16 protein-coding genes are annotated in these 15,356 nt (G+C 70.9%); 15 read left to right on the top strand and 1 reads right to left on the bottom strand.

Annotated elements, in window-relative coordinates:
* Window positions 1-32 precede the first annotated feature (32 nt).
* The 12 genes from ACIPTO_RS36110 to ACIPTO_RS36165 all read left to right on the top strand — a co-directional run bounded on the left by ACIPTO_RS36110 (window position 33) and on the right by ACIPTO_RS36165 (window position 11,105).
* The gene (locus ACIPTO_RS36110; RefSeq protein WP_401199472.1) at window positions 33-605 is read left to right on the top strand and encodes a carboxymuconolactone decarboxylase family protein; all 573 of its coding nucleotides are present in this window, start codon (window positions 33-35) and stop codon (window positions 603-605) included.
* Window positions 602-2,104 (top strand): sugar ABC transporter ATP-binding protein, encoded by a 1,503-nt coding sequence (locus ACIPTO_RS36115; protein ID WP_401199122.1) that lies wholly within the window; start codon window positions 602-604, stop codon window positions 2,102-2,104. The genes ACIPTO_RS36110 and ACIPTO_RS36115 overlap by 4 nt, the downstream gene beginning before the upstream one ends.
* Window positions 2,101-3,114 (top strand): ABC transporter permease, encoded by a 1,014-nt coding sequence (locus ACIPTO_RS36120; protein ID WP_401199124.1) that lies wholly within the window; start codon window positions 2,101-2,103, stop codon window positions 3,112-3,114. The genes ACIPTO_RS36115 and ACIPTO_RS36120 overlap by 4 nt, the downstream gene beginning before the upstream one ends.
* A 46-nt stretch (window positions 3,115-3,160) precedes the next feature.
* The gene (locus ACIPTO_RS36125) at window positions 3,161-4,111 is read left to right on the top strand and encodes a sugar ABC transporter substrate-binding protein (RefSeq protein WP_401199126.1); all 951 of its coding nucleotides are present in this window, start codon (window positions 3,161-3,163) and stop codon (window positions 4,109-4,111) included.
* Between the two features lie 67 nt (window positions 4,112-4,178).
* Window positions 4,179-5,090 carry a LysR family transcriptional regulator gene (locus ACIPTO_RS36130; protein WP_366315753.1) on the top strand — a complete coding sequence of 304 codons (912 nt, stop codon included), beginning with the start codon at window positions 4,179-4,181 and terminating at the stop codon, window positions 5,088-5,090.
* Between the two features lie 124 nt (window positions 5,091-5,214).
* Entirely contained in the window at window positions 5,215-6,132 is a 918-nt protein-coding gene (locus ACIPTO_RS36135) for a VOC family protein (protein WP_401199129.1), read from the top strand.
* A gap of 32 nt (window positions 6,133-6,164) precedes the next feature.
* Window positions 6,165-7,613: an NAD-dependent succinate-semialdehyde dehydrogenase gene (locus ACIPTO_RS36140; RefSeq protein WP_401199131.1), complete on the top strand. Its 1,449-nt coding sequence runs from the start codon at window positions 6,165-6,167 to the stop codon at window positions 7,611-7,613.
* A gap of 6 nt (window positions 7,614-7,619) precedes the next feature.
* Entirely contained in the window at window positions 7,620-8,390 is a 771-nt protein-coding gene (locus tag ACIPTO_RS36145) for a fumarylacetoacetate hydrolase family protein (RefSeq protein ID WP_401199133.1), read from the top strand.
* Window positions 8,387-8,758, top strand: a complete 372-nt coding sequence (locus ACIPTO_RS36150) for a VOC family protein (protein ID WP_019056998.1) — start codon at window positions 8,387-8,389, stop codon at window positions 8,756-8,758. The genes ACIPTO_RS36145 and ACIPTO_RS36150 overlap by 4 nt, the downstream gene beginning before the upstream one ends.
* Before the next feature lie 26 nt (window positions 8,759-8,784).
* Window positions 8,785-9,588 (top strand): alpha/beta fold hydrolase, encoded by an 804-nt coding sequence (locus ACIPTO_RS36155; RefSeq protein WP_401199135.1) that lies wholly within the window; start codon window positions 8,785-8,787, stop codon window positions 9,586-9,588.
* Window positions 9,585-10,073: a heme-binding protein gene (locus ACIPTO_RS36160; protein ID WP_401199137.1), complete on the top strand. Its 489-nt coding sequence runs from the start codon at window positions 9,585-9,587 to the stop codon at window positions 10,071-10,073. The genes ACIPTO_RS36155 and ACIPTO_RS36160 overlap by 4 nt, the downstream gene beginning before the upstream one ends.
* A gap of 3 nt (window positions 10,074-10,076) precedes the next feature.
* Window positions 10,077-11,105, top strand: a complete 1,029-nt coding sequence (locus ACIPTO_RS36165) for a methionine synthase II (cobalamin-independent)-like protein (protein ID WP_401199139.1) — start codon at window positions 10,077-10,079, stop codon at window positions 11,103-11,105.
* 46 nt (window positions 11,106-11,151) lie between these two features.
* On the opposite strand, the gene ACIPTO_RS36170 is transcribed toward ACIPTO_RS36165, so the two are convergent.
* Window positions 11,152-11,439, bottom strand: a complete 288-nt coding sequence (locus ACIPTO_RS36170; protein ID WP_401199141.1) for a putative quinol monooxygenase — start codon at window positions 11,437-11,439, stop codon at window positions 11,152-11,154.
* Between the two features lie 236 nt (window positions 11,440-11,675).
* On the opposite strand from ACIPTO_RS36170, the gene ACIPTO_RS36175 reads away from it, so the two are divergent.
* The 3 genes from ACIPTO_RS36175 (at window position 11,676) to ACIPTO_RS36185 (ending at window position 15,346) form a co-directional block, all read left to right on the top strand.
* A complete protein-coding gene (locus tag ACIPTO_RS36175; RefSeq protein WP_401199143.1) occupies window positions 11,676-13,124 on the top strand; it encodes an aldehyde dehydrogenase family protein in 1,449 nt (482 codons plus the stop codon).
* A gap of 31 nt (window positions 13,125-13,155) precedes the next feature.
* Entirely contained in the window at window positions 13,156-14,364 is a 1,209-nt protein-coding gene (gene lhgO / locus ACIPTO_RS36180) for an L-2-hydroxyglutarate oxidase (protein WP_401199145.1), read from the top strand.
* A gap of 121 nt (window positions 14,365-14,485) precedes the next feature.
* Window positions 14,486-15,346: an amidohydrolase family protein gene (locus ACIPTO_RS36185; protein ID WP_366315732.1), complete on the top strand. Its 861-nt coding sequence runs from the start codon at window positions 14,486-14,488 to the stop codon at window positions 15,344-15,346.
* Window positions 15,347-15,356 lie beyond the last annotated feature (10 nt).

A 15,356-nucleotide genomic window follows, 5' to 3' on the forward strand; every position in this document is an offset into this window, starting at 1 on the left:
CCATGAGGCTCCCCGTTCTCACCGAAGAGGAAATGGACCCGCGCCAGCGGGAACTGGCCGCCCGCATCGCCGGCCGGCGCGGCGGGGTCCGCGGACCCTTCCGGGTCTGGCTGCACAGCCCGGAGATGTGCGAACGCGCCGAATCGCTCGGCGCCTTCGCCCGGTTCGACTCCAGCCTCCCCCGGCACCTGAGCGAACTCACGCTGCTGATGGCCGCCCGCAACTGGGACGCGCAGTACTCCTGGAACGCCCATGTGCACCAGGCGATCGAGGCCGGCATCCCGGAGGCCGCCGTCAAGGCGATCGCCGAGCACCGCGAGGCCGTCTTCGACAACGAGGCCGACCAGGCGTTCTACCGGTTCTGCCGGGAGGTCCTCGACGACCACTTCGTCACCGACGAGACCTTCGCCGCCGCACTGGCGCACTTCGGCCCCAAGGGCCTGGTCGACACCATCGGCGCGCTCGGCAACTTCACCATGCTCGGCATGTGCCTCAACACCTTCCAGGTGGACCTCCAGGCCGACCGGCGACCCCCGTTCCCGGACATCCGCGGCTACGGCCGGATCGCCCCGGACGGCGCCGACGGCACCGAGCCACGGCCGTGACAACTCCGGGGGGAGGCCCGGTACTTCGCGTCCGGGGCGTCACCAAGAGCTTCGGTGGCGCCGCCGCCCTGAAGGGCGTCGACCTCGACCTGTACCCGGGCGAGGTGCACGCGCTGATGGGCATGAACGGGGCCGGCAAGTCCACGCTGGTACAGGTCCTCTCAGGCATCCACCAGGCCGACGCCGGCACCGTCGAGGTCGACGGGCGGACACGGCACGGACTCACGGTCCGCACGGCCCGCCGGCTGGGCATCGCGTCGGTGCCCCAGCGCCGGGAGCTGGCGCCGGAACTCACCGTCGCCGAGAACGTACTGCTCGGCGACCTGCCCACCCGCGGAGGTGCCGTGCGCTGGAAGGAGGTCGGCTCCCGGGCCCGCGCGGCGCTCGACGCACTCGGCATCGACATCGACGTGACCCGCACCGCGGCCTCGCTCACCGTCGCCGAGCAGACCATGGTCGAGGTGGCCCGCGAGGTCCGCCGCGGCGGCCACATCCTGATCCTCGATGAGCCGACCGCCTGTCTGAGCGCCGAAGCGGCCCACCAGATACGGGAGTTGGTGCGCACCCTGCGCGACGAAGGCGTGGCCGTCGTCTACATCTCGCACTACATCGACGAGGTACTGGCGGTCGCCGACCGCGTCACGGTGCTGCGGGACGGAGCCGTCGTACGCGGCGCCCCGGCCGCCGAGTTCGACGCCGCCTCGCTCGTCCGCGACATGGTCGGCCGGGACGTCGTGTCGCGGCGCTCCCAACGGCCCGCGCCCAAGGACGAGTTCGGGCTCACCGTGCACGGCCTCACCGACGGCCGGGCGGTACGGGACTTCACCGTCGAGGTGCGCAAGGGCGAGATCGTCGCCGTGCTCGGACCGGCCGGTGACGCGCAGTCGCGCCTCTTCGACCTGCTCTCCGGGCGCCGCCGCCCCGACACCGGACGGCTTGCCGTGGACGGAACACCGGTGCCGTTCGGGCGGGTTCGCGCCTCCCTCGCCGGCGGACTGCGCTGCGTCACCGGGGACCGGCGGGCCCTGGGCCTGGTCCCCGAGCTGTCCCTGGACGAGAACCTGATGCTGGCCGGCGACCGCCTCGCCCGCCGCCGTATCCACCGGCGCACCCGACTCGCCCGCCGGGCAGCCCCGTTGCGCCGGGAGTACGGCGTGGTCGCACTCGCCGGGAACCCGCCGGTGGGCGCGCTGTCCGGCGGCAACCAGCAGAAGGTGCTGCTCGCCAAGTGGCTGCAGACCGAACCGGTCGCCTGCTTCCTGGAGGACCCCACCAACGGGGTCGACATCGCGGCCATGGCCGACATCCACGCCCTCGTCGACGACCTCGCCTCGCGCGGAGCCGCCGTCCTGCTCGCCTCCTCGTCCGCCGAGGAGGTCATGCGCCTGGCCGACCGGGTCGTCGTCGTCAGCGCGGGCCGCACGGTCGCCGAGCACGACATCGACGCCATCACCCACGACGAACTCGTCGCCACCGCCCTCGGAGGTCAACCGCAGTGAGCGTCAAGACACTTCCCGACGCCCCCGGCTTCTCGGACCCGCCCGCGAAGGCACGCCCCAAGCTCTCGTGGGCCGCGCTGCGCGGTGCCCCGCACACCGGCCTGATCGCCGTCCTGATCGTGGTGATCGTGGCCACCTCGATGCGGACCGACGCGTTCGCCACCGACACGAACGTCATCAACATCCTGCGCCAGGTCAGCGTCGTCGCCGTGATCGCGGCCGGGCTCACCCTGCTGATGACCGCGGGCGGCATGGACTTCTCGATGGGCAGCAACGTCGCCGTGACCACCGCGGTCGGGGCGCAGCTGCTGGCGCACGGCCACTCCACCGCGTTCACTGTCGTCGTCTCGCTCGTGCCGGCCACGCTGATCGGCCTGGTCAACGGCATGGTCGTGACCTTCACGAATGTGGCCCCGTTCGTCGCCACCCTGGCGATGGCGACCCTGCTCGACGGAGTCGCCCTGCTCGTGCTCGACAGCGTCAGCGTCTCCATCGGCACCAAGATGTCCGCCCTCGGCAACGACACGATCCTCGGCGTGCCGTACCTGCTGGTCGTGGCGGTCCTCGTGCTGCTCGCGACCGCCCTGGTCATGCGGTTCACCGTGTTCGGCCGTGACGCCTTCGCCATCGGCGGCAACGCACACGTCGCCCGGCTCAGCGGGATCCACGTCACCGCCCGCACACTCTCCCTCTACGCCCTGACCGGGGCCCTGTCCGGACTCGCGGGCCTGATGCTGCTGTCCCGGCTCAGCGGCAGCAGCCCCGGCACCGGCGGGCTCCCGCTCCAGCTCCAGGCCGTCGCCGCGGTCGTCATCGGCGGTACGGCCCTGGCCGGCGGCCACGGCACGGTCGTCGGCACCGCGCTCGGCGTGGTGCTCCTCGGCGTGGTCGCCAACGCGCTCAACCTGCTCCAGGTCTCCAGCAACTACCAGTCGGTCTCCGTCGGCGGGGTGCTGCTCGTCGCGGCCGTCGCCAACGAGATGCACAAGGCACGTTCCGCACGTCACTGACGTGCTCAGCCCGGCTCTGCCCACGTTCCCCGAATGGCGGTTCACCATGAGAATGTCGCTCCGTTCCCGCAGATCCCTGCTCGCCGCGTTCGCCGGCACCACGCTCGTCCTGAGCGGGTGCGGCACCGGCGAGGACAGCGGGAGTTCCGGCCATGTCACCCTCGGTTTCGTCAACGGCGGCGACACCGAGTTCCACAGCTGTCTCCAGAAGGCCGTCGAGCAGACGGCGAGGACGGAGAACGCGAAGGTCCTCACCGCCAACTCGCACCAGAACTCCACCACCGAGCTGTCCAACATCGAGGACATGACCTCGCGCGGTGTGAGCGCGCTGATCGTGCAGACGGTCAACGTGGACGCGTTGAAGGGCGACATCGCCAAGGCGAAGGCCGCGAACATACCGATCTATCTGACCTCCGTCGCCACCAGCGACGTGAACGACATCCTCGGCGCGGCCGTCGTCGACCTCACAAAGGTCGGCGCTCTCGACGCCGGCTGGGTCGCGACCGACGCGGGCGGCAGGAGCGTCGAGGTCGGCGTGATCGCGGGCGCGCCGGGCGCCGCCTCCGACCTCCTGGTGGGCGGCTTCACCAAGGCGCTGCCCGGCACCGCGAAGGTGGTCGCGAACCAGCCGGGCATGTTCAACCCGGTGAAGGCGCAGGACGTGGCGGAGAACATGATCCAGGCCCACCCGGACCTGGACTACGCGTTCGTCGCCTCCGAGGACATGGCGCTCGCCGCCCGCAAGGCCTTCGACGCGGCCGGCCGGAAGGACGTCAGGATCGTCACCGTGAACGGCACGGACGAGGGCCTGGCCGCCGTCGAGGACGGCCGCCTCTCCGCCACCGTCGCCAACTCGGCCATGGCGATCGGACAGACCGCCGTGCGCAACGCGGTCGGTCTGCTGGACAAGAAGAAGGTTGACAAAATTGCCGACATTCCTCTTTTGTTGGTGACCAAGGACAACCTGAGCAAGGCCCCCCAGTACTGCCCGAAGTAGACCCATCGGTACGACCGGCACCGCCGCCGGGGCCCACCCCTGGCACCCGTGGGCCTCCGGAGGAATCATGGACCGACTGCTCCTCATGCACAGCTTCGTCACCGTCGCACAGGCCGGGAGCTTCAGCGGCGCCGCCAAGAAGCTGGGCTCGTCGGGCTCGCTCGTCTCGCGCCACGTCGCCGAACTGGAGCGGCAGGTCGGCGTCCGCCTGGTCAACCGCACCGCCCGCTCGGTCAGCCTCACCGAACCGGGCCTGAAATACGCCGAGTTCGCGGCCCGCATCCTCGACGAGATCGAGGCCGAGGACGCCGTCATCTCGCACCTCCACGACCGCGCCGAGGGCACCCTCAGCATCATCTGCCCCAAGTGGATAGGCAGCCTGGACCTCGGGGACGCCATCGCCGCCTTCTCCGCGGCCCACCCCAAGATCCACGTCCGCTTCGAACTCGGCGGCATGTCGGACCGTACGTACGACTTCCTGGACAGCGGCTTCGACGTCGCCTTCCACACCCGCGACCTGCGCGACTCCAGCGTCCGCCTCAAGAAGATCGCCTCACTGCCCTTCGTGCTGTGCGCCTCCGGGACGTACCTGGAGCGCGGCGGCCCGCTCACCGAACCCAACGGCCTCGCCCACCACGACTGCCTGGTCCACGTCAACGACCCGGTCTGGCGGATCGGCCACGGCCACGCCTCCACCCTGCACAAGATCCGCAACGTGGCGTTCTCCTCGAACTCGTACCTCGCGCTCCAGAAGGCCGCCGTCCACGGCCGAGGCATCGCCCTGCTGCCCCAACGCCCGGCCTACGACGACCTGATGAGCGGCGCCCTCAAAGTGCTGCTCCCCGAACTCGCGGTCCCCGACCGCCCGCTGTTCGCGATCTACGGCCCGGGCCAGGCGACCCCGCGCAAGGTCAGTGTGTTCCTCGACTTCCTCTCCGCGTGGTTCGCGCAGAATCCCATTCCGGCCATCCGGTCCTGAGAACTCTCCGACGGATCAGGCCACGGCCGCAAGAAACGATTGCGCATTCCGACGAGCCCGGACCATTGAGGCCTCCACGCCCCGAAATCTAGGCTCGCCGGGCGACCCGCGAAACGAGGCATCCATGGGAATCCAGAGAATCGAATCCGTCACCTACGGGATCGACGACGTAGCCGAATGCGTCCGTTTCTTCGACGACTTCGGACTGTTCCTGCTGGAGCGGACCGACGAGCACGCGGTCTTCGAGACCCTCACCGGACAGACCCTGCATCTGGACACCGCGCCCGGCCCCCTCTTGCCACCGCCGCTGGAGGCCGGACCCACCGTCCGCGAGATCGTCTGGGGCGTCGACACTCCCGCCGAACTCGCCCGGCTCGTCGACGGACTGGGCCGCGACCGCACGGTCCACGAGAGCGCCGACGGCGTCTTCCGCACCGTCGACGAGAGCGGCTTCGGCGTCGGCCTCACCCTGGCCCGCCCGAAGCGCGCCGACGTCACCCCGCGCCCCGCCAACGCGCTCGGCAGCGTCCACCGCTGGAACTCCCCGCTGCGACCGCTCACCCGGGCCCACCCGCTCCGGATGTGCCATGTCGCGCTGAACATCGTGAAGGAAGGCCGCGAGGAAGCCGTCGCCTTCTACACCGACCGGCTCGGCTTCCGGCCCACCGACATCGTCGAACCCATGGGCGTCTTCATGCAGGCACCGGGCGACGACGACCAGCACACCATGCTGCTGTGCCACCGCCCCGACCGCGCCGGCATCAACCACATCGCCTACGAGGTCCCCGGCTTCGACGACGTCGTCGAGGGCGGCAACCACATGATCGAGCGCGGCTGGCGGGAGGCCCGCAGGCTCGGCCGCCACACCGTCGGCTCGAACGTCTTCCGGTTCCTGCACGCCCCCTGCGGAGGCCGCGTCGAGTACGCGGCGGACATGGACCGCGTCGACGACACCTACGAGACCCGCGTCCACGAGACCACCCCGCCCCACCACATCTGGGCGCTGCGCTCCCACCGCGACCAGGACGCCCCCGCCACCTGACTCTCCTCCCCAGCCTGAGAGGGCACCCACTCATGACCTCCGACCACGGCTACCCCGCCGTCCGCATGTACATCGCGGGCGAGTGGTGCCAGGGCGGCACCGGACGGACCGCCCCGATCGTGAACCCGGCCACCGAGAAGGTGATCGGCGACGTACCCCTCGCCACCACCGCCGACCTCGACCGCGCCCTCGACGCGGCCGACGAGGGCTTCCGCGCCTGGCGCGCCACCCCGGTCGCGCGGCGCTCCGCGATCCTGCACACGGCCGCCGACCTCATCACCGAACGCGCCCCCGAGATCGGCCGGATCATGGCCCTGGAGCAGGGCAAACCGCTCCGCGAGGGCGCCACCGAGGCCCTGCGCACCGCCGACACCCTGCGCTGGCACATCGAGGACGCCCGCCGCGCCTACGGCCGGATCATCCCGTCCGCCCCCGGCACCGTCCTCACCGTCCGCCGTGAACCGGTCGGCCCCGTCGCCGCGTTCGTGCCCTGGAACTTCCCCGTCGGCGGCCCCAACCGCAAGCTCTCCTCCGCCTTGTCCGCGGGCTGCTCGATCGTCATCAAGGCCTCCGAGGAGACACCGGGCACCGCCGCCGCGCTGGTCGCCTGCTACGCCGACGCGGGACTTCCCGCCGGTGTCCTCAACCTGGTCTTCGGTGAACCGGCCGAGGTCTCCGCCCACTTGATCCCCTCGCCGAAGATCCGCCTGGTCGCCTTCACCGGCTCCGTCCCGGTCGGCAAGCTGCTCGCCGCCCGCGCGGGCGAGGTCATGAAGCCCACCCTCATGGAACTCGGCGGCCACGCCCCGGTCGTCGTGTGCGCGGACGCCGACCCGGTGAAGGCCGCCCGCGCGTCCGCGCGGGCGAAGTTCTTCAACGCGGGCCAGGTCTGCACCTCCCCGAGCCGCTTCTTCGTCCACGCGAGCATCGCCGAGGAGTTCACCGCCGAGTTCGTGCGGGCCGCCCAGGACGTCACCGTAGGGGACGGCCTCGACGCCGGCACCACCATGGGCCCGCTGGCCAACGAGCGCCGCCTGCACGCGATGGAGACCCTCGTCGCCGACGCCGTGGAACGCGGCGCCACCGTGCGCACCGGCGGCCGACGCCTGGACCGCGACGGCTACTTCTACGCCCCGACCGTCCTCACCGACGTACCGGCGGACGCGCGGCTGCTGCACGAGGAACCCTTCGGCCCACTCGCCCCGATCGTCCCGTTCACCGACCTCGACGAGACCCTCGCCGTCGCCAACTCCCTCCCGTACGGCCTCGCCGCCTACGGCTTCACGGAGTCCGCCGCCACCGCCGAGAAGCTCTCGGACACGCTGGAGGCCGGCATCCTCTCCCTCAACCACTGCGGCGGCTCCGTCGCCGAAGCACCCTCCGGCGGCGTCAAGGAGAGCGGCTACGGCAGGGAGGGCGGCCCGGAGGCACTCGACGCCTACCTGGTCACCAAGCGCGTCTCCCACCTGCTGGCGGGCTGAACCGCCATGAGGTACACGCGCGTCGCGGTCGGCGGCCGGGCGGTGTGGGGCCGCGTGGGGGAGGAGGACATCGAGCTGCTGACCGGGTCCCCGATCGACGGCGACCCCACGGTCCTGGGCAACGTGCCGCTCGCGGACGCCCGTTGGCTGCCCGTCGTCGTACCGCCCGTGTTCTACGCGGTCGGCATGAACTACCCCCGGCACATCGCGCACGCCCGCGCCGAGACACCGGCCCGGCCCGAGGCCGGCTACCGGGCCAACAACGCGCTCACCGGCCACCGTTCACCCATCGTCAAACCCGCCGCGGTCGAGGGCCGGTTCGAGGCCGAGCCGGAACTCGTCGCCGTGATCGGCCGCACCCTCCGGCACGCCAGCTACGACGAGGCCCGCGCGTCGGTCTTCGGCTGGACCATCGGCAACGACGTGAGCGCCCGCACCTGGCAGCACCAGGACCGCTCGTTCTGGCGCAGCAAGAACAGCGACACGTTCAAGCCGATGGGCCCCTGGATCGAGACCGACGTCGACGCCCTCGCGCAGACCACGACCCTCCGGGTGAACGGAGCGGTCCGCGCCTCGTTCGCCACCGGCGACATGGTCTTCGACCCCTTCGACCACATCGTCGAACTCACCAGGCACCTCACCATGCACCCGGGGGACGTGCTGTGGATGGGCGCCGAGTCGACCTGCCAACTCGAACCAGGGGACACCGTGGACATCGAGATCAGCGGCATCGGCGTCCTGTCCAACCCCGTACACAGCGAAGGGAATCCGTCATGAGCAGCGCACCCCGCTACATCCACCACGTCAACTTCCCCACCACCGACCCCGACCGGACCGCCGAGTGGTACACGAAGGTCTTCGGGATGAAGCGCATCATGCCCAAGTCCAACACCCGCGTGGTGCTGATGACCCGCGGCAACTTCGACCTCCACTTCACGCCCGTCGAGGAGATGGAGCGCATGGCGCCCTATCACTTCGCCGTCGAGGTCGACGACTGGGACGACTTCCTCGCCCACCTCAAGGAGCTGGGCATCCGGCACACCCGGCCGATCGAGCGCCCCGAGAACCAGTCGAAGTTCTGCTACATCCACGACCCCGACCACACCATGATCGAACTCGTCTTCCACGGCCGCCGCCCCAACTAGCCACCCGCGCACAGGAGTTCAACACCATGCCCTTCGCCGACTCCGACGGCACCGCCATCTACTACGAACGCCACGGCAGCGGTCCGGCCATCCTGTTCGTGCACGGCAGCGGCGGCCACCACGCCGCCTGGTGGCAGCAAGTGGCCGCACTGCGCGAGGAGTTCACGGTCGTCACGGTGGACCTGCGCGGCTTCGGCAAGTCCGCCGCACCCCTTCCACCGAACGCGTCGACGCCCGAGTTCGACGGCCAGGACTTCCCCGGTGACGTCGTCGCCGTCCTCGACCAGGAGGACCTGACCGACGCCATGCTGGTCGGCCAGTCCATCGGCTCCGTCGCCGCACTGCGCGCCGGACTGCTCCGCCCCGAGCGGGTCGGCTCCGTCGTGCTCGGCCACTCGCTGGGCGGCATCAGCCACCCCGAGCTGACGGAACTCGCCGCCGCCGACCGCGCCGAGGCCGTCCGGCTGCCGGTCATCGACCGCCTGCTGACGAAGCGGTTCCAGCGGGAGCGGCCCGACCTCACCTTCCTCTTCCAGCAGATGGGCACGTTCAACGTCGCCCGCATGCAGGACCTGCGCAACCTCGACACCGACGGCCCCTCCCTGGACGACATCCGGGACTCGGGTGTGAAGGTCGCGTTCCTCGCCGGCGAGAAGGACGCGGTGCTCAGCGTCAAGACCGTCACCCGCGCCCATGAACTGCTGCCCGGCTCCCGCCTGGAGATCGTCCCGGACGCCCCGCACTCCATGTACTGGGAGACGCCCGCCGAGTACAACGCCGCCGTCGCCCGTCTGCGCCGCACCCTCACCACACCGAAGGAAGCAGCATGAGCAGCCTCACCCTGGACGCCGCCGAGAAGATCATCGACGCCGCCCACCAGCGCGCCCGGTCGATCGGCAAGGCGGTCAGCGTCGCCGTCGTGGACGCGGGCGGCTTCCCGGTGGCCATCCGTCGCCCGGACGGCGCCCGTCCGCTCACCCCGGACATCGCCCGCGCCAAGGCATACACGGCCGCGATCATGCAGCGCCCCGGCACCATGCTGAAGAAGTGGCAGGAGAGCCAGCCCGTCTTCTTCTCCCAGCTGTCCCAGCTCCCGGGCGCCGCCATGCCGATCATGGCCACGGAAGGCAGCCTCACCATCAAGAAGGACGGCGAGATCATCGGCGGCCTCGGCATCGCGGGCGGCACCGCCGACGAGGACCAGAGGATCGCCGAGGAGGCCCTCGCCTCGCTCGGCTACGAACTGGAGTTCGCCGCCTGGGGTGTCACGGGCAACCCGGCCCCGGCCCCGTCCCCGTCCGGAAAGGACGCCTGACCCATGGCGGACACGTTCAACTACCGCATCGACCACCACGGCAGCCTGGTCCGCCCCGCCGAACTGACGGCGGCCCGCGCGGCAGGCGACCCCGAGGCCCTGAAGGAGGCGGAGCTCCAGGCGGTCAAGGACGCGGTCGTCTTCCAGCGCAAGCTCCGCTCCACCGTCGTCACCGACGGCGACTTCCCCCGGGAGGACTTCCGCAGCGCGGTCCTTGACGGAGTGTCAGGGTTCCGGCGCACGGACGAGACGGACGCCGACGGCCTCACCCGCTGGGTCGCGGAGTCCCTCCCCAAGGCGGGCGGCCCGCTCCTCGCCGACTGGACGGCCCGGCTCACCGAACTGACGGTGATCGCCCCGAAGGCATCGCTGCCCTCACCCGCGTACCTCGCCGCCACCACCTTCCGGCCGGGCCACGGCCCGTCCTCCGCGCGGGAGTTGGGGGAGGCGCTGGCCGAGATCCTCGCCGCCGAGATACAGCTGCTGGTCGCCCGGGGTGTCCGCCTGATCCAGCTCAACAACCCGCTGCTGCTGGGCCAGTTGGACACCGACCCGGCCGACCCGGGCGCCCTCTCCTTCACGGACGCCCTCGCGGTCGACGCCCTGGCGGTCCGCCTGGACGACCGCCCCGAAGGCGTCCGTATCGGCCTCGCCCCCGGTCCGGTCGCCCCCGCAGCGATCGACGGGGCCCGCGCCGAGCGGCTCTACGGCGAGATCGCCGCCGACCGCTGGATCCTCCCGTTCGACCAGGGCACCCCGGCCGAACTCGCCCTGGTCAAGGCCCTCCCCGAGGACCGTGACTTCTGCCTCGGCGTCGTCGACGCGACCGTGCCCGGGCTGGAGGACATCGACACGGTGATGGCCAGGCTCGACGCGGTGGGCGAGTTCAAGGACCTGGAGGACGGCGCCGTAGCACCGTCCCGGGGCTTCGCCGACGTGGCGGCCCGGCCGCTGCTCAGCACCGAACAGCAACGCCGGAAGATCGAGTTGGTGGAGACCGTCGCACGGTACGTGTGGGGCAACGAGTTCTGACAGCAGGGCCGGGAAGCGCGTCCCCGTGCTTCCCGGCGGGGCTCCCTCACAGCACCTCGGCGAACGTCACCTTCCGGTCGGTCAGCAGAGGCCGGACGGTGTCCACGATCAGCTCGCCGAAGTACTCGGCCGCCTTGTGCGCGTCGAAACCGGCCCGGTCGGCGTACTGCTCGTACAGCACGAAAGCGCCCGGCACATCCGCCTCGGCATGCACCTCGTACGCCAGGTTCGCCGGCTCGGCGCGGGTGTGCTCGCGCACCTTCAGCAACGCGGCACGCACCGTGGCCTCGTCGGCGGGTTCGCAGAAGTAGCGGGCGATGACGGCGTAGGCCATGTCGTGTCTCTCCTCGGTGGTCCTGGGCTCCCGGCGGCATGGCGTCAACGGCCTCCGGCCAGCCGATTCCAGCACGGAACAACCCTTCGCCGACCCGCGCACGACGCAAGCAATGCCTGCCGCCGTGGGGCTTGTGGCGCCGCCCCCACATGGTGTGTTGTCGCATCCGGCCCACCGCGGCCGACGACTGTGCAGACCGCGGACCCCTGCCGCGGCGGACGAAGGAAGTGATCTTCATGCGAAGCCTGGAAACCCTCTCCGGTGGCGAGTGGGTGGCGACCGGCGAGTGGATCGAGGTGCACGACCCCGCCGACGTCCGCACCCCCCTCGCGCGCATCCCCGCCCTCGCCGCCAAGGACGTCACCCGCGCCTACGACCACGCCGAGCGCGGCTTCGCGGTATGGAAGCGCACCAGCCCCTTCGAGCGCGCCCGGATCTTCACCGAGGCGGCCCGGCTGATCCGCCAGCGGGTCGACGAGATCGCCGCCGACGTCACCGCCGAGAACGGCAAGACCGGCGCCGAGGCCCGAGGCGAGACCCTCAAGGCCGCCGACTTCCTCGACTACTACGCGGGCCTGGCCCGCCAGGGCTACGGCACCCTCCTGCACGACGCCCGCCCCGACACCCGCGTGCACACCCAGCGCGAGCCGATCGGCGTGATCCTCGTGATCAGCCCCTGGAACGACCCGCTGATCACCCCGGCCCGCAAGCTCGCCCCGCTGCTCGCCACCGGCAACGCGGCCGTGTTCAAGCCGGCCACCGAGACACCGCTGTCGGGCCTGCACTTCGCCCGCGCCCTGCACGACGCGGGCCTGCCCGCCGGAGTCCTGAACGTGGTGACCGGCCGTACCGCCGAGATCGAGGAGGCGCTCCTCGACGACCCGCGCATCGCCGCCGTCACCTTCACCGGCTCGAACGAGGTCGGAGCCCGCATCCGCCGCCGCCTCGCCGACCGCAACGTCCGCTTCCAGGGCGAACTGGGCGGCAAGAACGCCTCCGTGGTCCTCAAGGACGCCGATCTGCCGTTCGCCGCGAGGACCGTCGTGGCGGCCTCGTTCGGCCAGGCCGGACAGCGCTGCACCGCCACCAGCCGGGTGATCGTCGAGCGCCCGGTGTACGACGAGTTCACCCGGCTCCTGGTCGCCGAGGCCGAGGCACTGAAGGCGGGCCCGGGCAGCGACCCGGCGACCACCCTGTGCCCGCTCTCCAGCCCCAAGCAGCGCGACAGCGTCCTCGCCCGTCTCGCCGGGGCCGTCGAGCAGGGGGCGACCGTCCTCACCGGCGGCCACGCCGACACCGAGGGCGAGCGGGAACACGGCTGCTTCGTCCAGCCGACCGTCCTCGCCGACGTCACCGCCGAGACGGCGATCTGGCGCGAGGAGGTCTTCGGCCCGGTCCTCGCCGTCCGCGCCGTCGACGACTTCGAGCAGGCCCTCGACGCGGTCAACGACTCCCCGTTCGGCCTCGCGGCAGCGGTGTTCACCCGCGACCTGGCCGCCGCCCACCGCTTCGCCGACGACGCCGAGTGCGGTCAGATCGCGGTCAACACCACCACCCCCGGCTGGGACGTCCACCTGCCCTTCGGCGGCTTCCACGACTCCGGGACGGGCTACAAGGAGCAGGGCGACGAGGTCCTGCGCTTCTCCACCCGCGTGAAGACCGTCGCCGTGCACTTCGGTGCCTGAACACATCGGTACGACAGAGAGGAGGCCACCGATGGCCGACGAGACGATCGGCATCGTGGGCGCCGGCATCGTGGGACTCGCCACCGCCCGGGAGATCGCCCTGCGCCGCCCCGGCACCCGGGTCCTGGTCCTGGAGAAGGAACACGAGGTCGCCGTCCACCAGACGGGCCACAACTCCGGTGTCGTGCACGCCGGCATCTACTACGCCCCCGGCAGCCTCAAGGCCGACCTGTGCGTCCGAGGCGTGTCGATGCTGCGCGAGTACTGCCAGGACCGCGGGCTGCCGTACGACGAGATCGGCAAGCTCGTCGTGGCCGTGCGCGAGGACGAACTGGGGCGGATGGAGAACCTCTACGAGCGGGCCCGGAACAACCACGTGCCCGAACTCCGCAGGATCTCCAAGGAGGAGATCAAGGAGCTGGAACCCCACGTGGGCGGCATCGCGGCCCTGCACTCGCCGCGCACCGCGATCACCGACTACCCGGCCGTCGCCCGGGAGTTCGCGAAGGACATCGAGGCGTCCGGCGGCGAGGTCAGGCTCGGTTTCCCGGTCACCTCCCTCACCAAGGTGCCGGGCGGCATCGAGGTCGCCTCGGGCCGGCAACGCGTCCGTGTCGACCGGTTGATCCTCTGCGCGGGTCTCCACTCGGACACCGTCGCCCAGTTGGCGCAGGACAGGCGGGAACCGAGGATCATCCCGTTCCGGGGCGAGTACATGCTCCTCAGACCGGACCGCACCCACCTGGTCCGCGGGCTCGTCTACCCGGTGCCCGACCCTCGTTACCCCTTCCTCGGCGTGCACTTCACCCCACGCGTCGACGGCACCGTCGAGGTCGGCCCGAACGCCGTCCTCGCCCTCGCGCGCGAGGGCTACACGCTCGGCCGCCTCTCCGTGAAGGACCTCGCCGGACTCGCCGCCTACCCCGGCACCTGGAGGATGGCCGCCCGGCACTGGCGCACCGGCATCAAGGAATACCGCGGCTCCCTGTCCGCGACGGCCTTCATGAAGGACGCGAGGCTCTACGTCCCCGGAGTCGGCGTCTCCGACGTGGTGCGCGGCGGGGCGGGCGTCCGCGCTCAGGCACTGGACCCCGACGGCACCCTCGTGGACGACTTCCGCATCCACCGGGTCGGCCGGATCACCGCCGTCCGCAACGCGCCCTCGCCCGCCGCCACGGCCTCCATGGCGATCGCGGAGCACATCGTCGGCGCCGTCTTCGACACCCCGTCCGCACGCTGAGAATGCCATGCGCAGAGGGGTGTTCCGCGCAACTACTGCTTGCGCGCCCAGGGCTCTGCAAGGCCGCGTCGCCCGCCTAGCGTTCCCTCCGTAAAGACCTTCGAGAGAAAGAGTTGCGGCCATGTTCGTCGTCGACACGCAGATCCACATCTGGAAGGAAGAGACCCCGGACCGCCCCTGGGTCCCCGGAGCGCGCGAGCGCATCCGCCTCAACGGACACCGCGAGGAGGCCTTCTCCTACGAGGAGGCGCTGGAGCTGATGGACGAGGCCGGCGTCAACCGGGCGCTGATCCTGCCGCCGTCCTGGGAGGGCGACAGGATCGACTACGCCCTGGAGGCCTGCGAGGCGCACCCCGACCGCTTCGGGATCATGGCGCGCATCCCGCAGAACAAGCCCGAGGAGGGCAGGGCGATGCTCGCGGACTTCGCGCAGAACCCGCATGTGAAGGGCACGCGCCTCACCTTCCACCGGCCGCAGGACCGCAACTGGATGATCGACGGCACCAACGACTGGTACTGGCCGGTCGCCGAGGAGCTGCGCATCCCGACGATGGTCCACGCGCCCATCTGGAAGCGGGAGTTGGGCGAGATCGCCGCCAAGCACCCCGAGCTGAGGATCATCATCGACCACATGGGCATCATGGCCCGCTGCGTCGACGACGCGATCGGCTACTGGGTCTCGGAGACCGCCGACCTCGCCGCCCACCCGAACATCTACGTCAAGGTCTCGGCGCTCCCCGGCTACTCCACGCAGCCGTTCCCGAACAACAACATCCAGAAGTACGTGCGCGAGATGGTCGACAGGATGGGCCCGCAGCGCTGCTTCTACGGCACCGACATCACCCGCCTGCTCGGGCACGGCATCACCTACACCGACACGATCGAGCAGTTCACCAAGCACTGGGACTTCACGCCCGAGGAGCTTGAATGGATCATGGGCCGCGGTATCTCCGAGGTCCTGAACTGGCCGATCGAGGGCTGAGGACGGGCGA

Origin of the sequence: Streptomyces sp. NPDC090083, from assembly GCF_044747445.1 — a bacterium.
Classification (GTDB): Bacteria; Actinomycetota; Actinomycetes; order Streptomycetales; family Streptomycetaceae; genus Streptomyces.